This window comes from Actinomadura graeca (assembly GCF_019175365.1).
In the GTDB taxonomy this organism is placed as follows: domain Bacteria; phylum Actinomycetota; class Actinomycetes; order Streptosporangiales; family Streptosporangiaceae; genus Spirillospora; species Spirillospora graeca.
The window spans coordinates 2223809-2248464 of record NZ_CP059572.1 but is presented as its reverse complement, the minus strand read 5'-3'; the positions used below and the strand labels follow the sequence as shown (position 1 = coordinate 2248464).

18 protein-coding genes are annotated in these 24656 nt (G+C 74.7%); 15 read left to right on the top strand and 3 right to left on the bottom strand.

Features of this window, described 5'->3' with window-relative positions:
• The 3 genes from AGRA3207_RS10230 to AGRA3207_RS10220 all read right to left on the bottom strand — a co-directional run bounded on the left by AGRA3207_RS10230 (position 1) and on the right by AGRA3207_RS10220 (position 2630).
• The gene (locus tag AGRA3207_RS10230; RefSeq protein ID WP_231334341.1) at positions 1 to 966 is read right to left on the bottom strand and encodes a hypothetical protein; all 966 of its coding nucleotides are present in this window, start codon (positions 964 to 966) and stop codon (positions 1 to 3) included.
• On the bottom strand, positions 963 to 1778 hold the full coding sequence (locus tag AGRA3207_RS10225) for a hypothetical protein (protein ID WP_231334340.1): 816 nt from the start codon (positions 1776 to 1778) through the stop codon (positions 963 to 965). The genes AGRA3207_RS10230 and AGRA3207_RS10225 overlap by 4 nt, the downstream gene beginning before the upstream one ends.
• 192 nt (positions 1779 to 1970) lie before the next feature.
• A complete protein-coding gene (locus tag AGRA3207_RS10220; RefSeq protein WP_231334339.1) occupies positions 1971 to 2630 on the bottom strand; it encodes a FadR/GntR family transcriptional regulator in 660 nt (219 codons plus the stop codon).
• 388 nt (positions 2631 to 3018) lie between these two features.
• Between AGRA3207_RS10220 and AGRA3207_RS10215 the strand changes: the two genes are divergently transcribed.
• The 15 genes from AGRA3207_RS10215 to AGRA3207_RS10145 all read left to right on the top strand — a co-directional run bounded on the left by AGRA3207_RS10215 (position 3019) and on the right by AGRA3207_RS10145 (position 24604).
• On the top strand, positions 3019 to 4143 hold the full coding sequence (locus tag AGRA3207_RS10215; RefSeq protein WP_231334338.1) for a sugar phosphate isomerase/epimerase family protein: 1125 nt from the start codon (positions 3019 to 3021) through the stop codon (positions 4141 to 4143).
• Between the two features lie 62 nt (positions 4144 to 4205).
• Entirely contained in the window at positions 4206 to 5297 is a 1092-nt protein-coding gene (locus tag AGRA3207_RS10210) for a sugar phosphate isomerase/epimerase family protein (RefSeq protein ID WP_231334337.1), read from the top strand.
• Positions 5285 to 6490 (top strand): M24 family metallopeptidase, encoded by a 1206-nt coding sequence (locus AGRA3207_RS10205; RefSeq protein WP_231334336.1) that lies wholly within the window; start codon positions 5285 to 5287, stop codon positions 6488 to 6490. The genes AGRA3207_RS10210 and AGRA3207_RS10205 overlap by 13 nt, the downstream gene beginning before the upstream one ends.
• A 29-nt stretch (positions 6491 to 6519) precedes the next feature.
• The gene (locus AGRA3207_RS10200; RefSeq protein WP_231334335.1) at positions 6520 to 7632 is read left to right on the top strand and encodes an ABC transporter substrate-binding protein; all 1113 of its coding nucleotides are present in this window, start codon (positions 6520 to 6522) and stop codon (positions 7630 to 7632) included.
• Between the two features lie 8 nt (positions 7633 to 7640).
• A complete protein-coding gene (locus AGRA3207_RS10195; protein ID WP_231334334.1) occupies positions 7641 to 8480 on the top strand; it encodes an ABC transporter ATP-binding protein in 840 nt (279 codons plus the stop codon).
• A complete protein-coding gene (locus AGRA3207_RS10190; protein ID WP_231334333.1) occupies positions 8477 to 9223 on the top strand; it encodes an ABC transporter permease in 747 nt (248 codons plus the stop codon). The genes AGRA3207_RS10195 and AGRA3207_RS10190 overlap by 4 nt, the downstream gene beginning before the upstream one ends.
• A gap of 10 nt (positions 9224 to 9233) precedes the next feature.
• Complete coding sequence (locus AGRA3207_RS10185) at positions 9234 to 9998, top strand: ABC transporter permease (protein WP_231334332.1); 765 nt, start codon at positions 9234 to 9236, stop codon at positions 9996 to 9998.
• Positions 9999 to 10056: 58 nt separating this feature from the next.
• Positions 10057 to 11904, top strand: a complete 1848-nt coding sequence (locus AGRA3207_RS10180) for a 2-oxo-4-hydroxy-4-carboxy-5-ureidoimidazoline decarboxylase (protein ID WP_231334331.1) — start codon at positions 10057 to 10059, stop codon at positions 11902 to 11904.
• Between the two features lie 397 nt (positions 11905 to 12301).
• Positions 12302 to 13390 carry a S1 family peptidase gene (locus AGRA3207_RS10175; protein WP_231334330.1) on the top strand — a complete coding sequence of 363 codons (1089 nt, stop codon included), beginning with the start codon at positions 12302 to 12304 and terminating at the stop codon, positions 13388 to 13390.
• Between the two features lie 255 nt (positions 13391 to 13645).
• Positions 13646 to 15931 carry a vWA domain-containing protein gene (locus AGRA3207_RS10170; RefSeq protein ID WP_231334329.1) on the top strand — a complete coding sequence of 762 codons (2286 nt, stop codon included), beginning with the start codon at positions 13646 to 13648 and terminating at the stop codon, positions 15929 to 15931.
• Positions 15932 to 15953: 22 nt separating this feature from the next.
• A complete protein-coding gene (locus AGRA3207_RS10165) occupies positions 15954 to 19178 on the top strand; it encodes a tubulin-like doman-containing protein (protein ID WP_231334328.1) in 3225 nt (1074 codons plus the stop codon).
• 4 nt (positions 19179 to 19182) lie between these two features.
• Complete coding sequence (locus AGRA3207_RS10160) at positions 19183 to 21477, top strand: hypothetical protein (protein ID WP_231334327.1); 2295 nt, start codon at positions 19183 to 19185, stop codon at positions 21475 to 21477.
• The gene (locus AGRA3207_RS10155; RefSeq protein WP_231334326.1) at positions 21474 to 22484 is read left to right on the top strand and encodes a protein kinase family protein; all 1011 of its coding nucleotides are present in this window, start codon (positions 21474 to 21476) and stop codon (positions 22482 to 22484) included. The genes AGRA3207_RS10160 and AGRA3207_RS10155 overlap by 4 nt, the downstream gene beginning before the upstream one ends.
• 5 nt (positions 22485 to 22489) lie before the next feature.
• The gene (locus AGRA3207_RS10150; RefSeq protein ID WP_231334325.1) at positions 22490 to 23536 is read left to right on the top strand and encodes a hypothetical protein; all 1047 of its coding nucleotides are present in this window, start codon (positions 22490 to 22492) and stop codon (positions 23534 to 23536) included.
• A 12-nt stretch (positions 23537 to 23548) separates the two neighbouring features.
• Positions 23549 to 24604, top strand: coding sequence for a toll/interleukin-1 receptor domain-containing protein (locus AGRA3207_RS10145; protein WP_231334324.1), 1056 nt, complete (start codon positions 23549 to 23551; stop codon positions 24602 to 24604).
• The last annotated feature ends 52 nt before the right edge of the window (positions 24605 to 24656 follow it).

Sequence of the window (24656 nt, the reverse complement as noted above, 5' to 3'; positions counted from 1 at the left end):
TCACCCTGCCCGGTCTCCGGCGTGGTCCCTGAGGAACCGCTCCAGGAAAAAGGCTCTCAGATCATCGACCGTCACGGTATCGCCGGACGGCCAGGGTGGGTGCGGCCGGCGCAGATAGGACTCGTAGAGGTCGAACAGCATGGCCTGGGCGAACCCGATGGACATGGCCCCGTCACCGATGATCTTGTCGAGGGCGTCGACCTCCATGTCCGGGAACGTGGCCTTGCGCCCCGGGACGTGGATCCTCGCGCGGGTGAACGTCGCGCCGTCGCCGGGCCGCAGGAAGCCCATCTCCAGGCAGGCCGACCGCGCCCCCCGGGCGTGGCCCCACTCGTTCCTGATCTTCTCCTTGCAGTCGACGTTGGAATGCTCGACGAAGATGAGCAGCTTGGGGTAGGTGGCGGCCCAGTAGCGCTGCACCTCCACCAGGTCGATCGCCGGCGCGGGCACCGGCGGGGCGACCAGGATCACGACGACGTTCTCGGCGAGGCTCTCGCTCAGCCGCACCAGGCGTTCGGCGAGGTCGGCGGGCTTGTCGTCGTCCGCCCGCAGCACGGCGGGATCGTGGATCTGCTGGTTGCGCGACACGAGCGTGGTCAGGCGGAGCCCGGTGCGCGTGGTCCGGTCGTCCATCGTCATGCCGGGGGAGCGGCCGATGTCGCTGAGATCGCAGGCGAGCACCCTGATCGACTGCCGACGCAGCGTCCGGTGGGCCCAGGTCACGCACCTGTTGATCAAAGAGGTCTTGCCGCATTTCGTCGGGCCGCCCACGGGCACCAGCAGACCGTGGCGTTGCAGGCCGCCGAGCTCGGCGAACCTTTCCTGGAACTCCGCGAAATTGGCCTCGGCGGTGTCGATGCTCAAATGGCAGTCGCACGGCGGCGGGTGCTCGCATTCCAAGGGCGGTGCCGGGACGCCGCCCGCCCCGGGGTACCTGAACGGATTGACCCGCGCCGGGGCCGTCATGGCGCGCCCGCCCGGCGTCCGCGGAACATGGACGGATGGGGCCGCCCCGGCCGCTCGACCGCGGCGACCACCCGCATGAGGTCCAGCTGCAGGTGCTCCAGCCGCTCCAGGTACGCGTTCGCCGCGGGAGCGGGATCGTCCGGTGGCCACGCGGTGGCCCTGATGTCGTGGTCGAGTTCCCGCAGCGCCTCGTGCAGCCGGAGGGGGGCCCGCCACCGGCGGTGCTGCCCCGCACATCTGCGGAGGACGGCCTGCAGGTCCTCGAAGGGCTCTTCCATGGCGTCCTCGAACTCGCGGCCCCGGCCATAACGCCAGGCGGTCAGGCATCTGCGGCAGGCGCGCGCGTAGGCGGTGACCGCCGCCTGCAACTCGTCGGCGGCCCGATCGGAGCGTGCGCTGCGCGCCGTCCGTATCCCGAAGATGTAGGCCAGTATCGCACCGATGACGGCGGACAGGACGGGAATGAGCTGGTCGAGGAGCCTGCTCCGCGGCTGGGCGGGCAGGAGGCGGGCGGCGACCAGCGCGGCGCACGCCCGGCCGAACCCGTCGGGGTCGCGGCGGGCCCACTCGGCGACCGTCAGGTCCACGCCGATGCCGCCGCGGACGGGCGTCAGCTCCGTGCCCGTGGCGCCGCCCGTCGCCAGCCCCAGGGCCACGGCCGCCTTCACGAGGGGACGCTCGTTGCCGGACCTGACGCAGTAGACGGTCCGCGAATCCCCCGCCGTGTCGGTGGCGTCCGCCCGGCCCGCGGCCGAAACGATCATTCCCAGCAGGGCCGCCAGCATGACCGTCCAGCCAACCCGCCGCGCCATGCAGCATCCCTTCGCCACCCGGTTCCCGAACACGATAGACGCGGCGGAGGAGGAAGAGGAAGGGATGGCGCCGGACGGGGCAACGGTCATCTCGCGGTAAAAATGCACTTTCGCGGAGCCAAAATCTGAATGGCGTCCGCGGCTGCCGCGAAGACCGCCGGAAAACCGGTCGATCGGTGCTTTTCCTCCGGGTCAGCTCAGGAGGTCGTGGAGGAAGCGGCGGTAGTCCTCGTGGAGGTCGTGGCACGCCTGGCGGGCCGGTTCGAACGCGCCGGTGAGAACGCCGTCGGCGAGGACGCGGTGGCGCTCCAGGGTGGCCTCGTCCATGGCGTTGCCGCTGGGACTGATCTTGATCACGGTGGCGATCTCGCTGGTGAAGTCCTCCCAGAGGCGGACCGCGGTGGGGGACTGGGAGGAGGCGACGATCGCCCGGTGGAACCGGTGATCGGCGCTGCTGGCCTCGGCGCCCTGCGCGACGCAGCGCTCCAGCTCGGCGAGCGCGGCCCGGACCTCGGCGATCTCGGCCTCGCCGGGACGCCGCGTCGACACGCCGAGGGCGCCGCATTCGAGCACCTCGCGGACCGCGGTCACCTCGATGAGGGAGCGCTGGGCGTCCTGGGACTGGACGGTGACGTCCTTGGCGGTCACGAAGGCGCCCCGCCCGACCTGGATGTCGACCAGCCCGAGCGAGCTCAGCATGCCGAGCGCCTCGCGGACGACGGGCCGGGAGACCCCGAAGGTCTCCGACAGCCGCCGCTCGGAGGGGAGCCGCTCGCCGGGGCCGTACCGCCGGGCGCGGATGTCCTGCAGGAGCTGGTCGGCGACGCGTGAGCGCTGTGTCCCGTCGCTCACCTCTGCCCGCTGCCCGGTCGCAGGGGCACCGGGCCCGCTGGGGCGTACCGGCCGCCCGGCACGTCGATATCGCGCCTGATGATCACTGGGTCGACTCTCCTCTGTTCGCTCCGCGGCCTGCCCGTGCGGCGGGGCCTGCCGCGCGCCGTCCTGCCCGTCCCGCCGGTGCGATCACCCGGTGCGCGAGAGGCGCCATGGGCGGACGACCGGCCATGGCGCGGCGACGCATGTGCAACATACCGGGCGTCTCGACCGGGGTAGGCACGAATATGACTCCGTTCCGCGAGCAGTCCCTGGACAGGAGCGGTGACGCGTTGCTACATTCCCCACAACTGGTAAGACCAGTAATACCAGAGTATGGCGTGGAGTGAGAGAAGGGACCTCACCGGTGCGTGACATCAAGCCCCAACCCGAGGCCGCGGAGGCGCCGTGGGCCCCGCGCATCGGGGCCGACGGCCGCAAGTTCCCAGGCGCCATGCGGGGCGGATGCCACGACACGCTCACCCGTGCCCACGAGGCGGGCTTCGGCGGGGTCTTCTTCCGCACCGTGCTGGACATGAGTCCCACCCTCGACGCCGCCGAGCTGCAGGATATCCGCGACCACGCCGACGGCCTCGGGATGTACCTGGAGGCGGGCCTGGGCAAGGTCAACCCGTTCGCCACGCCGGAGATGCCCGAGCTGCGGGCCGTCGGCGACGGCGACATCCTGCTCGGGTTCCGCCGGATGATGGAGGCCGCCGCGCGGATCGGCTGCGTCGAGCTGTGGGCGGCCACGACCAACTACCAGGTCGGCTACCCCGGCAAGTTCGTCTGGGACCGGTTCCGCACCGACGTGACGTGGTCCGCCCAGCTCGCGGCGACGCGCCGCTTCCTCCAGCGGCTGCGCCCGATCGCCCTCGACCTCGGGGTGCACATCAACCTGGAGACCCACGAGGAGATCACCTCCTTCGAGCTGGTCGAGCTGGTCGAGTCGGTGGGCCCGGACGCCTGCGGCATCGTCTTCGACACCGCCAACCCGCTCCAGCGGCTGGAGCACCCCCAGGCCACCGCCGACCGGGTCGCGCCCTACGTCCGGCAGACCCAGCTCAAGGACTGCGCGATCACCCCCGTCGAGGGCGGCTACCGGTTCGACCTGACGCCCTGCGGCGACGGCCTGGTCGACTTCGCCTACATCCTGTCGACGCTCGCCCGCAACGCCCCCGCGGTGAACCTGACGATCGAGAACCAGGAGTCGCGCGACGACTTCCCCGGCCCGGTGCCGGTCACGGTGCTGCCGATGCGCGACTCGGACTTCGTCAGCTCGCACGCCGACCTCACCGTCCCCGAGTTCAGCGCGTTCACCGGCCTGGTGTACGAGCACGCGCTGCGGGGCTCCCAGTCCTGGTCCGCGGCGCCGCCGGCGGAGTTCGGCCACGCCGAGGCCATGGCCGCCGTGCGGCGCAGCCTGGACCACATCACCGAGGTCCGCGACCGCGTGGCCGCGGTGAGCCGCTCCCTGGCGGTGCCGGCATGACCGCCGTGCCCGCCGGCCCGCCGGCATCCACATCAGCCCCCACCCAGGAGGACGCCTCCCCCATGCAGGTCGGAATCGACGGACGCAAAGTGCCCGGAGCCACGGGGCGGCCGGCCATCGAGCGGTTGGACCTGGCGAAGGAGCTGGGCCTGGACGGCGTGTTCTACCGGACCGTCTTCGACATGGACCCCGCCCTGGACCCCGGCCGCCTGGCCGAGCTCCGCGCCCACGCCGACGATCTCGGGATGTACCTGGAGGCCGGGGTCGGCCTCGTCAACCCGTACGCGCTGGCCGAGCACCCCCATCTGCGGCGCGCGGGCGACGGCGACACCCTGCTCGGCTTCCGCCGCGCGATCGAGGCGGCGGTCGGCATGGGGTGCCGTGAGCTGTGGGTCGTCACCGGCGGCTTCAAGAGCTTCCCCGGCCGGTTCGCCTACGACCGTTTCCGCACCGACGTCGACTGGCAGGCGCAGCTCGCCGAGACCGCGCGGTTCCTGGAGCTGCTCGCGCCGATCTGCCGGGAGCACGGCGTCCACCTGAACCTGGAGACCCACGAGGAGATCACCTCCTTCGAGCTGATCCGGCTGATCGAGGGCGTCGGCCCCGACGTCCTCGGCATCACCTTCGACACCACCAACCTCCTGCAGCGCGGGGAGAACCCGCTGGACAGCGCCCGGCGGGTGGCGCCCTACGTCCGCCAGACCCACATCAAGGACTGCCTCCTCGGCCTCGGCGCGGACGGCATGCGGTACCAGCTGCGGCCGGTCGGCAGCGGCTCGCTCGATCTGGCGGGGATCCTGCGGATCCTGCGGGACGCCGGGGCCCGGCCCAACCTGAGCCTGGAGACCCTCACCTCGGCGACGGAGTCCGGCGGCGGCGAGGACTGCCTGCACCCGTACCTGCGCCCGCTGACGATCGAGATGTACGACCCGGTCTGGCACGCCATGCACCCCGACCTGGGCTCCGCCGAGTTCGCCGCCACCATCCGGCTGGCCGTGGAGGGTGAGCGCAGGGTGGCCGAGGGCGAGGTCGAGTCGCTCTCCGCGTTCGCCCGGTGCCCGTTCACCCACGCCGACGCGGTGGCGTTCGTCAAGGCGGGCGCCGCCCACCTCCGCTCGCTCACGTCCGCCGGGAGCGTCCCGTGTACGACGTAGCGGACAGGACGGGGACGCTGGCGGCCCGCCGGGACGAGCTCTGGCGGCGGGCCGGGGACGGCGCGCTCGACGCGATCGTGGTCCTGGGCGCCCCGGCGTGCCTCGGGCCGTCCGCCGACTCGCCGGGCAATGTGCGGCTCCTCACCGGCTGGATGCCGCCGCTCAGCCCCGCCGCGCTCGTGCTCCGCCGCGACGAGACGCCGGTCGTCCTCGCGATCGGGCCGCACGACGTCCGCGGCTTCCGCGCCCGGCTCGGCGACACCGCCGAGGTCCGGCAGGTGGCCGGGGCGGGGCCGCTCGTCGACGCGCTGGTGGACCTCCTCGGGGCACCGCGGGCCGCCCGCACCGGCGTCGCCGGGCTGGCGGAGCTGAACGCGGGGATGGCCGACGCGCTGCGCGGGCCCCTGGAGGGGGCCACGCCGGTCGACGGGCACCTGCATGCGATGCGGATGCTCCACTACGCCGACTTCTCCGATCTCGCGCAGTCCGTCGCGGCGATCTCCGATGCGATGATCGACCGGGTCTTCGCGGCGGCCGCCGAGCGCCCCCGCTCCGGCGCGGAGCTGATGCTCCTGGCCGAGCAGGTCGGACGGTCCCTCGGCGCCGAGTCCGCCGGGTGCTGGATCGCGACCGGGCAGGCGCCGCCCACCACCTACTTCGAGCCCCGGGAACTGCAGGAGGTCCTCACCGACGGGGACCGCCTCCAGATCGGGACCACCGTCCGCTACGAGGGCTTCTACGGCCAGAGCCTCAGGACGGCCGTGGTGGGCCGCCCGCCGGCGGAGCTGGAGGACCACGCCCGGCTCCTGGTGGACATGCAGGACGAGATCGCCGCGCTCATGCGGCCCGGCGCGCGGCTCGCGGACGCCGCCGCCCGGATGGCCGAGCTCGTCGACCAGGCGTGCCCCTACCCGGCGGGGGAGGACCCGTTCCGGTTCCAGTTCTGCCACGGGCTGGGGCTCAGCTACTCCGAGCCGGCCATGCGCGGCGTCAGCGGCGCCGGCCAGGCCGACCCCCGGTTCGCGGACGCCGTGTTCGCCGAGGGGATGGTGGTGGAAGTCCACCCGAACTACTCCGTGCCGGATCTCGGGCATGTATGTGCCGGGGACATGGCACAGGTGACCTCGACCGGAGCCGTCTGGCTCACCTCGTCGGCCCGGGGCGTCGCACGCCTCGGCACCGGCCCCGGATAGTCCCACCCCGACCCATGAAGGGCGCCACCATGACCGAACAATCCAAGATCATTCCTGGTCCGGCCGGCGCGGCGCCGGAAGGCTCGGCCCAGTCCCGCCGCGGCTTCCTCAAGACCGTGGCGGCGGGGTCGCTGCTGGCCGGCGCCGGGTCGCTGGCGGCGGCCTGCGGGGGCGGCTCGACGAAGGCCGGCCCCGGCTCGGCGAAGCTCAAGGTCGCCCTGGGATGGGTGACCAACATCGAGTTCGCCGGGTTCTGGCTCGCCGCCGAGCGGGGCTACTACCGCGACGAGGGCCTGGACGTCGTGTTCAAGGGCGGCGGCACCAACTCGCCGCTCCCGCACGTCCAGCTCGCCTCCGGCGCGGCCGACTTCGCGGTCGACCCCAACATGCGCCAGGTGCTCGAGGTGATCGGCAAGGGCAACGACCTGGTGATGCTCGGCGCCCAGTTCCAGACCGACCCCAACGGCCTGCTCTCGCTGGCCAAGCGCCCGCTGACCAAGGCCAGCGAGCTGCCCGGCCTGCGGATCCTCAGCCAGCAGGGCACGCAGCCGGTGATCGAGGGCCTCTACAAGGCCAACCATCTCAAGCCCGACTTCAAGTTCATCCCGACGGGCTTCGACCCCGGGGCGCTGGTCGAGGGCAAGGGCGACGCCTACAACTGCTTCGTCACCAACCAGCCCATCACGCTGGAGACCAAGTTCGGCCTCCAGCGCGGCTCGGGCTACGAGGTCGTCACCTACGGCGCCCTGGGCTGTCCCGCCTACGCCAACATGATCTCCTGTAAGCGCGCCATGCTGACGCAGAAGCGCGACGTCGCCGTGAAGTTCATGCGGGCGTCCGCCCGCGGCTGGCAGGACAACCTGGCCGACCCCAACGCCGCGGTGAAGCTGGTGATCCAGAAGTACGGCGTCGACCTCGGCCTCAACGAGAAGCAGCAGAGCCGGGAGAACCAGCTCCAGACCCCGCTCACCGAGAGCGCGCTGACCAAGAGCAAGGGAATGCTGCGCATCGACCCGGAGGTCATGAAGACCCAGATGTACCCGTGGCTCCGGCTGGCCGGCGCGCAGCAGCTGCCGGACCTGGGCAAGGCCGTCGACACCTCCGTCCTCGACGAGGTGTTCAAGAACGGCCCCAGGCTTTGAGCGGCGCCATGGTCGACAAGGGGCGTCACTCCAGGCGGAACGGGCGGGCCGCGGACCACGCCGCGGACCACGCCGCGGTCGAGCTGCGCGGCGTCGCGAAGGAGTTCGACCTGTCGCGCCGCCGCGAGGCGCTGCGCGTGCTGGACGGGATCGACCTGACCATCGCGCGCGGCGAGTTCGTCGCCCTGCTCGGGCCGTCGGGCTGCGGCAAGTCGACGGTGCTGCGGATGATCGCCGGGCTGGAGACGCCCACCTCCGGCTCCGTCGAGGTCGAAGGCGGCGCCCCGTCCGCGCTGATCGCCGAGCACCGCCTCGGCGTCGCGTTCCAGGACTCGGCGCTGCTGCCCTGGGCGAGCGCCTGGGACAACATCGCGCTGCCGTTCCGGCTCGCGGGCCGCTCCGTGCCCGAGGAGCGGATCCGCGCCCTGCTGGAGACGGTCGGACTGGAGGGTTTCGCCAAGGCCCGGCCGAAGCAGCTGTCCGGCGGGATGCGGCAGCGGATCTCGATCGCCAGGTCCATGGCGCTGGACCCCGACGTGCTGCTGCTCGACGAGCCGTTCGGCGCCCTGGACGCCGTCACCCGCCGCCGGCTCAACCTGGAGCTCGGGGGCGTGTGGGCGCGGCGGCGCACCACCACCGTGCTGGTGACCCACGACGTGGCCGAGGCCGTCCTGCTCGCCGACCGGGTGATCGTGCTGACCGGCCGCCCGGGGTCGGTGGCCCACGTCGAGGAGGTCCCGGCGCCGCGGCCGCGCGGGGAGGACTTCACCCGCAGCCACGGGTTCCACGAAGTCGTCGACCGGCTCATCTCGCTGCTCGACGACCCGTCCGGGGGAGGGAAACCGTGATCGCCGTGCGCAGGATCGGCACCAGCGTCCTCGGCGTCCTGATCCTGCTGGGCCTGTTCGAGCTGGTCGGCCGGACCGGGGTGGCCGGGGAGACCTGGCCGCCGCTGACGTCCGTCATCGACTACGGCGTCGGCGAGCCGGGACGGGTGATCCTCACCCGCGCGGTCAAGGCGACCGCGGCCGAGGCGCTGACCGGGCTCGCCATCGGCGTCCTCGCCGGGGTCGTCGCCGCGGCGCTCGGCCTGGTGATCCCGTGGCTGCGCAGCGGCATGAACCAGCTGGCGATCCTGCTCAGCACCCTGCCGCTGATCGCGCTCGGCCCGGTCCTGGTCAACACGGTCGGCAACGAGCGGACACCGGCGGTGATCGCCGCGCTCGGCTCGGGCTTCGCGGTGTTCGTCGCGATGTCGTCGGCGTTCTCGCGCCCGGCGACGAACCTGGACGACCTGTTCGCGGTCCTCGGCGCCTCCCGGACGACCACCATGGTGCGGCTGCGGGCCCCCGCGGCGGTCCCGGCGTTCTTCGACGGGCTGGCGCTGGCGGCCCCGGCGGCGCTGCTCGGCGCGGTCGTCGGGGAGTGGTTCGGGGCCCCGCGCGGCATCGGGCTCCTGCTGGTGAGCTCCATGCAGAACTTCGAGATCGTCCAGCTGTGGGCGGCCGCGCTGTGCGTCTCGATCGTGTCCCTGGCCGCCTACGGGACGTTGACCGGTGTCCGCCGGGCCTCCGTCCGCCGATTCACCTGAGGAGGAACGCGTGAACATAGCGCGCACGTCGCAGATCCCGGTGCGGATCCTCCAGCTCGCCTGGCCGACCGTCCTCCTGGTCGGCGGATGGGCGCTGTGGGTCCAGGTGAACGGGTACACCGAGCTGGTGGCCCCCATGCCCCAGGCCGTGGCCGCGGACATCCTCACCCACGCGGACGCCTACGTCGGGCCGGTGCTCACCACGACCTGGACGGCCCTGGCCGGCCTGGTCATCGGGACGCTCGTCGGGGGGCTGCTGGCCGTCCTGGTCTGGTCGTCCCGCCTCCTGACCGCGGTGCTCACGCCCGCGGCGGTGCTGATGCGGTCGGTGCCGGTCGTGGCGATCGTGCCGGTCATGATCGGGCTGCTCGGCACCGGCAAGCCCGCGGTCGTCGGCATCACGGTGGTCGTGACGTTCTTCCCGGCGTTCAGCCTGGTCGCCTCCGGGCTCAGCTCGCCGTCGGTGAGCACCCGGGACGTCTTCGCGGTGCTCGGCGCGTCGAAGTCCTCCACCCTCGTCCGCCTGCTGATCCCGTACGCGGTGCCGAACGCGCTGGTGGCCGTCCGCATCGCCGCCCCCAGCACGATCCTGTCGGCGATGCTGGCCGAGTTCCTCATCGGCAAGAGCGGCCTGGGGTTCATGTTCGTGGACTCCGTGTCGTACGCGCACTACGCCCGGGCGTGGGGGACCGGCGTGGTCGCCACGGCGCTCGCGGTCCTGGCGTTCGTCGCCGCGACCCGGCTGGAGCGCTGGACCCTGGACCGGGTGACCTGACCCCGTCCGGGCGCGGCCGGGTGCCCTTCCCCCGGGCACCGCATGAAGAGAGGAACAGATGCACGACGACCGTGTCTGGCAGATGGACGGGGTGTACCGGGTCAGCCCGTTCAACATCCGGCCCGAGCTGCACGACGGATACGACTGGCCCGACCCCCTCACCCTCATCGACAGCACGCTCCGCAAGACGCTGTTCACCGCCGGCACCGTCACCACCATCGACGGGTTCCTGCGGATCGCCGAGGAGCTCGCGCTGGCCGGGGTGCGGCACGAATGCCTCAACGTGGACTGGACCGGCGCCACGGCGCCGCCCGAGCGGCAGCTCGAACTGGTGCGCGCGATCGGCTCCCGCGACTTCGGGTTCACCCTGAACGTCTTCGCCGACACCCTGCTGTCCGACGGGGCCCGCGTCCCGCCGGTCGGCATGCGCGAGACCGCCGAGCTGCTCGTCGACCTCGGCGCCGACACCCTCGCCCCCGGCATCGTCCCGGCGCCCGGCCCGGACGCCCGGGCACGGCAGCTGGACGAGCTGGAGGAGCTGTTCGACGTGGCCCGCGGGCTGGGCGTGGGCGTGACCGTCACCGTCGCGCAGGCGGGCCTGCGCGACCTCGGCGAGATGCTGCCCGTGGTCAACCGCGCGATCGAGCTCGGGGTGCTGCGCGTCGACCTGATGGACTCGGTGAGCAGCCTCGGCCCGGAGGCCATGGTCCTGTTCGTCCGGACGTTCCGCGACGGGCTGGTGGCGCCCGTGCCGCTGACGATGCACACCCACGACGACTTCGGCCTCGCCACGGCGTGCACGATCGCCGCCGCCACCGCCGGCGCGTCCCCCGACGTCGCCGCCGGAGGCGTGTCGTACCGGTGCGGGTTCGCGGCGATGGAGGAGGTGGTCCTGTCCCTGGAGACCCTCTACGGCGTGCGGACCGGCATCGACCTGTCGGCGCTCACGCGGCTCGCGCGGACCGTGGAGCGGGAGTCGGGCCTGCCCATCCCGCCCCTCAAGCCGGTCGTCGGCCGGTACGCCTACCTGCGCCACATGCCCCGCGACGTCGCCGCCGCGCTGCGCGACGGGCCGGACGCGTTCCCGCCGCCGTCGTCGTGCGTGGCGCCCGAGGTGGTCGGCGGGCGGCTGGAGTGGGTGTGGGACGGCCTCGGCACCGACGACATGGCCGAGGCGCTTGCGGAGTCGAGGGGCCTGTCGCTCACCGCCGAGGAGATCTCCGCCGTCCGGCGGGCGCTCGACGAGGCCGTCGCCGGCATCGAGCGGTACCCGCGCTGGCTCGAACCGGAACGCGTGAACGAGATCGCCGACCGGACCCTCGCGGATTTGCGCCGCCGGGAGGTGTTCGTCCCGACCGACACGACCGACGCCGCCGTCGACGCGGGCGTCGCGGCCCTCAACGCGCTCGACACTCGCCGGTTCACCGAGCTGGTCTACGCCTGCTGCTGCTGGGCGCCGTGGGCGGACCGGCTGGCCGCCGGGCGGCCCTACCGCACCTGGACGGCGCTGGACGCGGCCGCCTGCGAGGGCCTGACGGCCCTGACCGACGACTCGCTCGCGGCGCTGGTGGACAAGCACCCGCCGATCGGCGCCGACACCGGCGGCGCGGACCTCGCGTCGAGCTTCTCCACACTGGAGCAGTCCTCCCTCGCGGCGTCCCCGGAGGCGCTGCGCGAGGTGGCCCGGCTCAACGCGGAGTACCGGGCCCGCTTCGGGTTCACCTACCTCGTCGCGGCCGAAGGGCGCACCACCGCCGAGCTCGCCGCGGACCTGCGGCGGCGCATGGCGAACACCAGGCCGCAGGAGCTGTCGGTGGCCCGCGCGGAACTGACCGCGATCGTGCGGAGACGGCTGCGCCGCACGGCCGCCGTGACCGCGCCGCTTCCCCGGCCCGCCCCCGCGTGACGACCCGGGTGCCGCCCCCCACGGCGGCACCCGCGGCCCCGTCCAGCGCGTCTCACGACACGCTGATCGGTGGTGCCTCTCCGACCGGGACGACGTCGCTCATGGGGGACTCCTCGGGCATCCGACGGTTCCTCTTCGAGCATCTCCTCCACGTGGCGGATCGCTGAGGCGGTCAGCTATCCGGGCGACCAGCACGCCGCCGACGCCTACTTCTGGCGTGTCTATCCGCTCGCGCCGATCCCGAGGCGGCTCGCCCGGAGACGGTGACGACGCCGGGGCCTCTCACCTGCGGCGCTCCGGGGGCTTGAACTCCGTCCGGCAACAGGGCCGTATTGCCACGCACAGATCGGACCTTGGAGGACACATGAGGCGCCGTAACGCCGCGAGGAAAAGCCCTGTGCGCACCGCGGCCACGTGGACCGCTGTGGTCATCGGAACCGCCGGCCTCGCGGCCGGCTCGCTGTACGCGGTAGGAAGACCGGACATGTCGGCCGGCGGCGGGCAGCAGGCCGCGCTCGCCGGCGACAGCGCGGCCAGGCCGGCGAACGCGTCGGCCGCGGCGCTCGCCGCCAGGCTGGCGGGCCAGCTCGGCAGACGCACGGCCGGCGCCTATCTCGACTCCGCCGGCCGGCCCGTCGTCACCGTCACCAACGCCGCGGACGCCGCGAAGGTGCGCGCCGCGGGCGCCGTCGCGAAGAAGGCGCGCACGAGCCCCGCGACCCTGAACCGGATCACCGCGACGCTCCGCAGGTCGACGTCCGGCATCTCCGGCACCGGCTGGGCCGTCGACCCCGTCACGTCCAAGGTGACGGTGTGGACGGACGACACGGTCACCGGCGCCCGCATGGCCGCCGTCCAGCGGACGACCACGAAGATGGGGGCGTCGGTCCGGATGGTCCGCGTCCCCGGCCGCCTGCGCACCCTCGCGCTCGGCGGCGACGCGATCTTCGGCGCGGGCGCCCGCTGCTCCCTCGGCTTCAACGTCAAGCGCGGCAACCAGGACTTCTTCCTGACCGCCGGGCACTGCGGCAACGCCGTCAAGGCGTGGACCACGGACCAGCAGGGCGCGCAGGCCCTCGGCAACACCGTGCGGAGCAGCTTCCCCGGCGACGACTTCGCGCTCGTCCAGACCAACGCGGCGGGAGAGGGCGCCGTCAACCTCTACAACGGACAGAAGCAGGACATCACCCAGGCCGGGGACGCCGTCGTCGGCCAGCGGGTCTTCCGCAGCGGGAGCACCACCGGCCTGCGCAGCGGCTCCGTCACCGCCGTCAACGCGACGGTGAACTATCCCGAGGGCACCGTCACCGGGACGATCCAGACGACCGTCTGCGCGGAGCCCGGCGACAGCGGCGGGTCGCTCTTCAGCGGGAGCACCGCCCTGGGCCTGACCTCCGGCGGATCCGGCGACTGCACGAGCGGCGGCGTCACCTTCTTCCAGCCGGTGACCGAGCCCCTCAAGGCGTTCGGCGCCCGGGTGACCTGACCGGCCGGCAGACCAGCACCGGGAGAGGCCGGCCCCGCCCCGCGCGGGACCGGCCTCTGTGCATTTCCCCTCCGGCACGGCGTTTCGGCGGAGACGGGCGGAAGGCGTACCAGTACGTGTTCTCGGCCCCGCGTCCCTGGAAGCATCCGCGTCCAGGGCACGGTGGTCCGGCGCAGCCGTTCGCCTCCGCGCCTTCCGACCACGCCGGGGGCGGTGACGACGATGATCAGACCTTTCGCTCCCTTTCCGGGGCGGGTGCGACAGGGGATCGCGCGGGGGCTGCTGGCCGCCGCGATCGCCGGGCTGCCCCCGGCGTTCCCGCAGCGCGCGGACGCGCGGGCGCCGGAGCCGACGCCGCTGGACCTGGTGGTGGCGGTCGACGAGTCGGGCAGCCTGACGGCCGGCGACGTGCGCGCCGAGGCGGAGGCGGCCGCGACCATCGTGCAGAGCGGGCTGAACCCGCGGACGCGGGTCACCGTGCTGGGCTTCGGGAGCGCCGGCGCGAACGGCCGGAAGGCGGTCACCCAGTACTGCCGGCCCACGGTCGTGACGACGGCCGGGCAGCTCCAGTACCTGTCGTCTTGCGTCAAGGGCCTGCATCCGCGGACGGAGGCCGAGGGGAACGACACCGACCACGTCGCCGCCCTCGCGGAGGCGCTGCGGGTGCTCAGGTCGGGGGGCCAGGGCAACGCGGTGAAGAGCGTCTTCCTGCTCACCGACGGGCGGACGGACGTCGGCGCGTCCGGCCCGGGTGACGGCGCGACGCAGGAGCGGCTCCGGGACGAGCTCGGCACCGCCCGGCGTGAAGGGGTCGGGATCTGGCCGCTCGGGTTCGGTCCCTCGGTGGACCAGGCCGGCCTCGACGGCTTCGCCGAGGGTGGGGCTCAGAGGGGATGCGACCAGCGCATCGAGTCCCGGCCCCGCGCGCGGCGGGTGCGGGACTCCCGGCAGGTCGCGCGGTCGCTGGTCGAGGCGTACGCCGCCGCGTCCTGCTACCGGGTGAGCCCGCCGTCGGAGGGCGACCTGCCGCCCGGCGGGACGCTCGACCTCCCGCTGGCGGTCCCCGCCGTCGCGTCCGAGGCGACGCTGACGGTCGCCAAGGGAGACCCCCGCGTCCGGGTGGAGTTCGTCGCCCCGGACGGACGCACGGTCCCGGAGGGCGGCACGCCCGGGCGGTTCACCCGCAGCGGCACCGGCGGCACCATCGAGGCGCTGCGGGTGGCCGCCCCGCTGAACGGCCGGTGGCGGATCAGGCTGACCGCGCCCGCAGGGGTCGCCGCGCAGCGGGTCGGCGCGACGACCATGTACCAGGGCGTGATCCGCTCGACGCTCGTGGTGGAACGGCCGACGGCCCGGACCGGTGAGCAGGTCACCGTCCGGCTGTCCCTGGTGACCCGCGCCGGCTACGTCCAGGACCCCAAGGAGCTGGTCGGGCTGAACTTCGCGGTCACCGCGACCGGCCAGGCACTCGGCGCCGGGCGGGCGGTGCCGATGCGCGATGACGGGCGGCCCCCCGACGACGCGCCGGGCGACGGCTCGTACGCGGGCGTCCTCACCGCGCCGGGCACGCCCGGCAAGGTCACCCTGACCGGCAGGGTGGAGGGGCCGGGCCTGCGGTCCGGGTCGAACCCGGCCGCCACGGTGAACGTCATCGCGCGGCCACCGGAGATCCAGGGCGAGGTGCACCTGGACGGGAGGACGGCGCATCCGGGCGGCGCCGTGCGCGGCACCATCCGGCTGCACAACTCCACCTCCCGGACCGTGCGGGCGCGGCTCGTCCTGCGCGCGCCGCCGAAGGCCCAGGCGACGGTCACGCCGGGCACGACGCTGACCGTCCCGCCCGGCGGCTCCTCGCATCCGTTCGCGGTGCGGTTCGGCGAGGCGGCCGGGCTCGGCCGGGCCTCGGTGACGGTCCAGCTGGTCGACGAGGCCGATCCGGCGAAGGTCTATCTCGCCGGGCAGCGCGGCATCGGCGTCGAGGGGCCCCCTGGGTGGCTGGAACGGCACTCCTGGCAGATCCTCGGCGGCATCGCGCTGGTCGCGCTGGCGCTCGCCGCGGCGTGGCTGAGACGGCACGCCGGCCGCGTCCGGGGGGACGTCCGCGGGCTGCGGGTCGAGCTGCGCCACAACGGCGAGCGGGCGGGCCGGGAGCTGCGGCCGCAGCGCGGCCGGTGGTCCGACGAGTTCCGGTTCGTGATCCGCGACGCCGGGTCGAACCCGCTGCTGGACCATCCCGCGCCGGGGGAGGAGGCGCTCGTGGCGCGCCGCGCCGGGGACGGCCGCGTCATGGTGCGCCGCCCGGAGGGCACCGAGTTCCAGGTCGCCCTCGGCGCGGAGAGCGAGGACGTCGCCGGCGGCTCGCGCCTCGTCTTCGAGCGGGTCGCCTCCGGGCACGCCCCCGGCGGGCTGCTCGGCCGGCTGTTCCGGCGCGGCCGCCCTCCGGGGCCTCCTCCCCGGCCCTCCGGGGCCGGGGTCACGACGCCGGACGCGCCGGCCGCGCCCGATCCCGTTCCGTCCGATCCGTCCGACGACTGGCTGTGAGCCCACGGGGAGACACGCGACCATGAAGCTCTACCACCCACTGATGTTCATCGGGCTCGGCGGCACCGGCTGCTGGATCGGCTCGGTGCTGGAGCGCCGGCTCCGCGACGAGATCTGCGGCCCCGACGGCACCGGCTTCCAGCACCTGCGCCCGGACGCGCTGCGCCACGAGCTGCCCGCCTTCACGCAGTTCGTGTACGTCGACGTCAACCAGGCCGATCTGGACCGGCTGCCCGCGCGGGCGGTGCCGGATCCGCGGCACGTCCCGGCGACCCGGGCCACCGCCCACTACATCGGGCTGGAGACCTACGCCGACAGCTACCCGGAGCTGGCGCGCAACCTGCGGCTCCGCGCCGGTCCCGAGGTGGCGGGCTGGCTGCCGCCGCAGGCCGGGGAGCCGCACGTGACCCCGCTGCGGAGGGGGGCCGGGCAGCTGCCCACGATCGGCCGCGCGGTGTTCCACGACACCTTCTCCCGCGGCCCGGCGCCCGCCCTCGGCAAGCTGCGGACGGCGATCGGGCGGCTGTCCTCGGCGCAGGCCGCCGCCGACCTGAGCGGCATGGCGGGCGGCGGCGCGGGCGACCCGGCGGTGGTCGAGGTGTTCGTGGCGTTCTCCGTCGCCGGTGGCACCGGCGCCGGCCTGTTCTACGACTTCCTGCATGTGGTCGCGGAGATGTTCGCCCGCACGTCGATCAAACCGAAGATCCACCCGCTGGTGCTGCTCCCGTCGGCCTTCCCCGACGGCATGGGCGGCGGCCGGCCCGCCGAGCTGAACGCCGCGCGCGCCCTGCTGGACCTGTTCCAGCTGGTCGACCGGCAGAACAGCGGCAGGTCCGAGGGGGCCCTGCTGTCCCTCGGCGGCCACGGCCCCGCCACCGCGTCCGCCGGTGCCGCCCTCGCCGTCGCCGGCACCGGCGGCGAGGGCCCCGGCGGCGGCGCGGCGTCCACCGACGACGAGGTCGGGGTGCGGCTCCCGGACCTCGGGCGGATCGAGATGCGGCCGGGGATCGCGCAGACCGCGTTCCTGTTCTCCCGGCCGGTCGGCGTCGAGCCCGAGGACCTGCGGCGCTCGGTCGTCGCGCTGATCCTCTCGCTCGTCGGCACCGAGCTGAACGACCGCACCGCGGCGGACGCCGACCAGCACCAGTCGTTCGCCGACAGCTTCCTGAACTCCGCCAACGAGCGGCAGATCCAGGCGAGGGACGGCATCGGCGACCAGGGCGTGTCGACCGCGCTGGCCGCCTCCCTCACCGTGCCGGCGGACGAGCTGGCCGACATGGTCGCGGGACGGCTGCTGGCCGACGGCGTCGAGCAGCTGGCCGTCCCGCTGGGCGCCGCCGAGGCGAACCGCTCGCCGATCGAGCGGTTCTTCACCTACACCGGCTTCCACGACCTGCTGACCCGGCCGAAGGAGGACTTCACGGAGCCCGAGCCGACGCACGGCGCGCGGAACCTCACGGTCGCGCTCGGCGACCGCGCGGAGTCGATGCGGGCGGCGCTGGCCCGGCAGCGCTCCCGGCTCGACCGCGCCGTGCCCGAGCAGGTGGAGGCGTTCGACCCGGGCGACGCCGTCGCCCGGCTCCTCGCCGACCACGACCCGTTCCGCGTCCGGCGGATCGTGTTCGGCCACGACGGGCTCGGCAGCGAGATCGAACGGGAGGGCGCGCACGGGCTGATGGTGCGGCGCAGGGAGCCGCCTCCCCGGCCGAAGCTGGACGACGGCCGGGAGGTGACGCCGGTCGCCCCGGACCTGCGTGACCGGATGGGCGGCTTCGTCCCCGTGCGCTGGGACCACCCGGCGCCCGCCCGGGCCCGCCAGGACCAGGACGCCTGGTACCAGTGGCAGACGCGCGTGCTGTGGACCGAGCCGTGGTCGAAGCTGGCCCGGAGCTGGCAGCCCAGGCTCGACCGGGCGAAGGCCACCCTGTCCACCCTGATCGAGGAGCTCTCCGAGCGGGCGCGGCGGGAGCGGGAGGACCCCGGCGGCCGCGCCGAGCGGCTGAGCCGGCACCGCAGCGGCGTGTCGTACCTGCTGCCCGCGGGCGGCGACCTGGAGCGCTTCCACCAGACCGCGGTCCAGCGGATGATCGCGGCGCGGGTCGCGGCGGGCACGCTGCCGGGCGGCGCCCGCGAGGGCGACCTGCTGCACGATCTCCTTGCCCCGGACGGCTGGCGCGAGGCGTTCGCCGGGCTCCGCGTCGACGGGTCGCCCCGGGCCGCCGAGCGCGTGGTGGACGGCCTCAGGAAGCATCTGCGGAACGAGATCGCCGCGTCCCTGCGGACGGCGGGCCCGGACCACGGGCCGTTGCTCCCCCGGCTGGCCGACCTGCTGGCCGAGGCCGCGCAGGGCGCGGGACGGCTGGCCGAGGACGAGCTGGCGCCGTTCCGCGCCAAGCTGGCGGGCCTGGTGCCGCCCGCGTTCACCCCGCAGGGCCGCGGGCCGCTGAAGGTGCTGGTGACCTACCCCGCGGCGGCGCCCGACCCGGCGACGGAGGAGTACCTGCGGCGCACGATCGACCTCCCGGCGGGCGAGACGGCCACCTACCAGTTCACGGCCACCTCGGCGGAGTCGATCTCGGTGGTGCTGTTCCGCACCTCGATGGGGATCACGGAGGTGCGCGAGGTCCGGGACCTGCTGCGGACCTGGGCCGGCGCGGTCGAGCGGCCGCAGCCGCACGACTACCTGAGATGGCGGCAGCGCACCGGCTACGGGTTCGGCCACCTCGCGACCCGCGAGGAGCACCGGGTGCAGATCATGCACAGGTTGCTGGCCGCCTGCTGGAACGGCCGGGTCACGGTGGACGGCGACCCCGCGTCCCCGATCAGCATGACCGTCCGGCTGACCGACGAGGTCGCCATGACGATGGACCTTCAGCCGCTGGATCGCGCGTCGTCCTGGGGGAGCGTGCTGCACGCCTACGAGCTGTGCGCGATCGCCGACGACACCGACCTGCGCCGCGACTTCTGCGCCCGGCTGATGCGCGAGGTCCCCGACGGGGTCGGCACCCAGCCGAAGCCCCCGGACGATCTCTACCGGCTGCTCCGCGCCCTGGCCGCCGAGCAGATCACGGTCATCGACCGGATGCTGGACGGCCTGCACCCGTCCGTGCGCGCCAGGGCCGCGCACATGCGCGAGTTCTGGGCGCGCACCCTGCCGGCCGCGCTGGACCGGGAGTTCACCGAGGTCATGGCGATCCGCCGGAACCTGCGGGAGCTGGAGGGCGCCGTCGCGGAGCAGGGGTCGTGACGGGTTGGGCGAGCTGAGAACGCCGCCGGCGGTGGCCGAGCTCGACCTGCGCGGGGCCGGCGCCGCGCAGGCGCTGAAGCTGCTCGACGAGCTCTGGGAGAACGACGGCGCCCCCACAGGCCGGATCCTGGTGACCGACGAGACCGGCCTGCTGATGCCGCACGCGGAGGTCTTCGCGCGGTTGCGGTCGCCGCTGGTGCGCGGGCTGCTGTGCGTGGCGGTCGGCGGCGTGCCCGGGGCGGACGGCCTGGAGGTCCCGGGCCCGCTGCTGGCCGGGCAGGACGCGGGCCTGCTGTGGGTGCCCGACCCGGACGGGCACGACTGGCGCCCGTCCGGCCCGGTGATCACCGCCCGCCCGCACGGGCCCGGGCCGGGGCTGGACCGGCTCCGCGGGCTGCTGCGCGTCCCGGAGGTGTTCGACCGGACGGCGGAGCTCGCGGCCGCCGTGCCGGGCGGGGTGTCCAACCCGGGGCTGCGGCTGGCGTCGGCGCTGCCCGGCGACGCGGAGTGGGCGTCGGCGCTCATGACCGCCGTCTCGGAGCTGCTGGCGCCCGGCCCCCCGCCGCCGCCGGACATCGCCCCGGTGGACGCGGCGGGCGGTCCGGGCCGTCCTCCTGAGGGCGGGCTGCCCCGTGCAAGCCTGGGGATGGCCAGGGAGGTCGTGCGGCTGCGGGACGAGAGCCCCCTCATGCAGGCCGGCCAGAGGGCCGAGCAGGCGGTCACGGCCGCCCGCCGGGCCGCCGCGCGGCTGGGCCGTCCGTCCTCGCTGCTGCCGTATCCCCGGCGGACGCCGGCCGCCGAGGCCGCGGCGGACGCCGGGCGGGCGGTGGCCGACCTGCGGGCGGGATGGGGGCGTCTGTTCACCGAGGTCCCCGCGGACACCGAGCCGCTTCCCGGGCAGAGCCGGCTGATCGAGGACCAGGGCGTCCTGCCGCCGGACGGGGGGCCGGATCCGCGGCGGATGCACGCCGCCTTCGGCGTGTACGCGGCGGAGGCCCTGGCGCGCGGATCGTCGCTCGCCGGGCTCGCCGAGGGCCTGCGCGAGCAGAAGGGGCGGCTCGCCCCGCCGCGCGTGGACCCGGGAGCCGAGCTGGACCGGGCCTGCCCGCCCCGCCTGGTGACGCGGCTGTGCGAGGGCGGCCCGCTGCCGCCGCCCGAGCCGTGGCTTCCGCTGCCGGGGCTGGTCGCCGCCGCCCTCGCGGCGCAGAGCGCGGCGGGCCCGGCCGCCGGGCTGGTGGTCGCCGCGGTCTACACGCTGCTGGTGGGCCTGACCGTCGTGCGCGGCCCCCGCGCCCGGCTCCGCGACGGGCTGCTGCCGGTGGCGGCGACCGGCGCGGTCGGCTCCGTGGGCGCGGTCGCGGGGGCCACGGTCGCCAAGGGCATGATCGCGGAGGTCGCCGCCTGGCTCACTCCGGGACTGCGGACGGCGGCCGTGGCCGCCGCGCTGGCCGTGGCCGCCGCGGCGGTGCCGTGGTCGTGGCGTTCCCGCTCGCGCCGGTGGACCCGGGAGTCGGGCTTGGACGACGCCCCGGCCGCGCTGGCGGACCTGCGGGACACCGCCGCGCGGCTCGCCTCGGGCTGGTCGCGTGCCGCGCGCGGGCGCGGCGGCGCGGCGGATGTGATCCGGGCGACCGCCGCCCTCGACGGCGTCCGGGAGGCGCTGCGGCGGCACGCCGGAACGCACGGCGCGCCGTGCGCCCGCGAAAGCGCGCAGGAGGGAAGCGCACAGAACGGCCGGGCGCGGGAGGAGTTGCTCGCGGACGTCCGAGGCCATCTCAGACGCCTGGTCCTGCTGGCGCTCGAACCGTGCTGGGGCGACCCGTCGGCCGGGATGCCGCATGCGCACCAGGACCGCGCCCGCGCCGAGACCGCCGGCCGGATCGCGGCATGGGAACGGCACGTCGCCCGGCACGGCGCGCTCGAACCGCCGCCCTTCGCGGCGGACGCGGCACCCTCCGGCGAGGACGCGGCGGCCCCGGGCGCGGCGGGCGCGGGAGGCCCGCCGCTCTCCGAACAGGACCTGGTCGCGCTGGGGGACGCGGTGACGCACGGCGCCGACGCCGTGATGTGGCAGCTGCTCGGCCCCGGCGACCTGCCCATGACGCGTTCCGGTGACCGTCCGGCCTGCGTGCGGTTCGCGCCGCTGGCCGTCCGGGACGCCCTGGCCGGGCGGTGCCCCGCCGACACGCTCTGGGTGCGGCCGTCCCGGCACGCGGGAGTGCTGCGCCTGGTGCCCGTGCGTCCCGGCCTGGTGCGCCCGCGCTGGTCCACCGACGACGAACCCTGGGAGGCATCGTGAACGAGGAGCCCGGCCCGCCCCCGCCGCGCCGGCGGCTGACGTACCTGGACGCCCGCACCGGACGTCCGGCCGAAGCGGAGGTCGTGGCCACGGCCGGAGACGGCGCCGTGAAGCTGGAGACCCCCGGCGGCACCGTCGAGGCACGGCTGCTCGAACCCGGCGGCGCCGGGCACCGCGCGCTCGACAACGAGATCATCACCGGCCTGCGGGTCCGGCGCTGCCTCGCCGGGCGCCCCCATCCGGCCGAGGTGCCGGCGCTGATCGGCTACGACGTCTCCGGCGACGGGCCGTTCGCGCTGGTCGAGCCGTACCGGGGGAGTCCCTGCGGCGCCGAGGCGGGCAGGCTCCTGCCCGAGGACCTGCACCGGTTCCAGGCGAGCCTGCTCGTGGGCGTGCGGGTCCTCACGGCGGCCGGGATCGCGCACCGGGCGCTGGGCCCGCACACCGTCCGGTGGGACGGCGAGCGGGTGCAGATCACCGGTTTCGCGCGCGCCGCCCTCCTCGGCGAACCGCGCGAGGCGGTGGGCGTGCCCCCGTGGAGCGCGCCCGAGCAGCGTCCCGAGCAGGTTTCCGGGGACGTGACCGACCGCGACGATCTGTGGGCGGCGGGCCGCCTCATCCTGTACATGGCCACCGGCGAGGAGGGCGCGGAGCCGGACGCCGCGGCGCTTCCGCCCGAGCTGGCACGGCTCGTGGACGGGCTCTTCGGGCCGCCCGGCACACGTCCCGACGTGACCGGCATGCTCCGCCGGATCGAGGCGGCCGATCCCGTCCCGTACGGCCCGGAACCGGAACCGGGCCTGGTGGAGGGGCGGCGGGAGTTCTTCCGGATCCGGCAGGCCAAGCACGCCGAGACCGCGCCCGGGGTGCCGGACGAGGAGCCCGGGCCCGACCCCGGTCCGCGTCCCGGCCGGTGGCGGATGCCGAGGGTGTCACCGCACTGGGCCTGGCTCGGCGTCGCGCTGATCGTGCTGCTGGCCCTGTCCGCCCACCTGATCGGAGGTTGAGGACGATGCCGAATCCGTGGGTGCTGTGCCCGGTCTGCCTTGAGCGGATCCCCTGGGACGACCCCCCGCTGCACCGCTTCGACGCGGGGACGGGCGAGTACGTCGAGCAGCCGGTCCCCGCGGGCGCCGGGCCCGAGCAGTCGGCCAGGCTCCGCCGGGTGGCGTGGGTCCGCTGCCCGAACGAACGCGGCGAACCCCACCATCTGCCCGCCTCCTACGGCGAGTCCGGGCCGCCGCTGGTGTTCGGGATGGTGGGCGCGAGCGGCTCGGGCAAGACCCACCTGCTGACCGCGATGATCGGCGCCGTCGAGCGCGGCGACCTCCACCGGCACTACGGGCAGGCGTGCTGGCCGCTGGAGATGCGGCTGCACCAGGAGTATCTGCGCGACAACGTCGGGCCGCTGGCCGGGGAAGCGCGCGAGCTGCGGCCGACCCCGCCGGGCCGGGTGATGTTCGCCGACGGGTTCATGGTCGCGCAGGGCGAGGGCCCGCCCCGTCCCGTCGCCCTGTTCGACGTGGCGGGCGACGACCTGCTCCGCGTCGCCGACGCCACCGCGTTCCTGGACGCCGCCGACGGGCTGATCTTCGTGGTCGACCCGGTGCGGCTGGACGAGGCGGGCGGACGCGACCGCACCTTCGGGGTCGTCCTGGACCTGCTGCGGGCGTCCGGCCGCCTGCCGGAGGTGAGCGCCGCCGTGGTGGTGGCCAAGGCGGACCTCCTGCGCTTCGAGGACCCCCTCGCCCTGTGGCTGCGCCGCGACACCGCGGCGCTCGACCCGGAGGAGTCGCTGAGCGAGAGCGCGGACGTCTACGCCTACCTCCACGGCCGCGGAGCCCACGCCTGGACGCGGCCGTACCGCGAGTGCGCCCGCGCGACGCTGCACGTCGCGTCCGCGACCGGCTCCGGTTCCGTGCGCGGGGACGGGGACGGGACGGGGGACGCCCGCTTCCCGCGCGGCGTCCATCCGCGGCGGGTGCTGCGGCCGCTGGTCTCCCTGCTGGCCATGTCAGGCGCGCTCGCCTCACCCGAGGCCGAGCGGATCGGGATCTGAGAAGGAGACGCTGTGCGGCGGTTGTTGCTCTCGGTGGACGCGAAGGGGTACGGCGGCGCCACCGACCGCAGGCAGGAGCGGATGCAGGTGGACCTGCTCGCGGTGCTGGACGAGGCCGCCGAGCGGACCGGGCTGAGCCGCAGCGGCTGGACCAGGCAGCCCGGCGGCGACGGGGAGCTGGCGATCCTGCCCGACACCGAACCCGAGGCCCGGGTCGTCGAGGACTTCCCCCGGGCGCTGGCGGGCGCGCTGCGCGCCCGGAACCGCGACGTTCGTCCCGAGCTGCGGCTCCGGCTGCGGCTTGCCGTCCACCACGGCGTGACGCTCGACGCCCCGAACGGCCACGCGGGCGCGGGGCCGGTGGCGGTCAGCCGGTTGTGCGACAGCCGGCCCCTCAAGGACGCCCTCGCGGCGTCCGGCGCCGACCTGGCGGTCATCTACTCGCGGCAGGTCTTCGCCGACACCATCCGGCAGGAGCGGACCGGGCTCGGGCCGAAGGAGCTGAGGGAGGTCCGGGTGGTCCAGAAGGAGTTCGACGAACCCGCCTGGATGTGGATCCCCGGCCATGACGTGCACGCCCTCGTCCTGCCCGCGTCAGACGAACCGGGTTCCGATCCGGAGCCCGGTCCCGTCCTCGAACCCGTTCCCGATCCCGGCGGGGAGATCGACGCGGTGATGTGCTTCGCGGAGCAGGACGTCGCGACCGTCGAACGGCTCGCCCTGAAACTGCGACGCAGGGGCGTGACGGTCTGGATCGAGCCGTGGGTGGAGCCGGGTCTGGTCGTCCTGCTGGAAAAGGAACGGGCGATCGGCGCCGCGTCGAACGGCATCCTGGTCTTCAGCCGGGCGGCGGTGACGCAGCCCGGGGTCCTGGACGACTACGCCGCGCTGCTGGCCCGCGTGCACGAGCCGGGCGGGCGCCGGTTCGTCCCGGTGCTGATCGAGGACGTGCCGCTGCCCCGTTTCGCCGCCCTCCGCCGCCCGCTGGACCTGACCGGAGATCGTTTCGACGAGGACGGCCGAATTGATCTCCTCGCCCGCGCGATCGGTATTGACACAACTGGTTGAGGGCGGGTCCTCTGTCAGAAATTACGCTGTCCGTTCGCCGTCCTGAAACGGT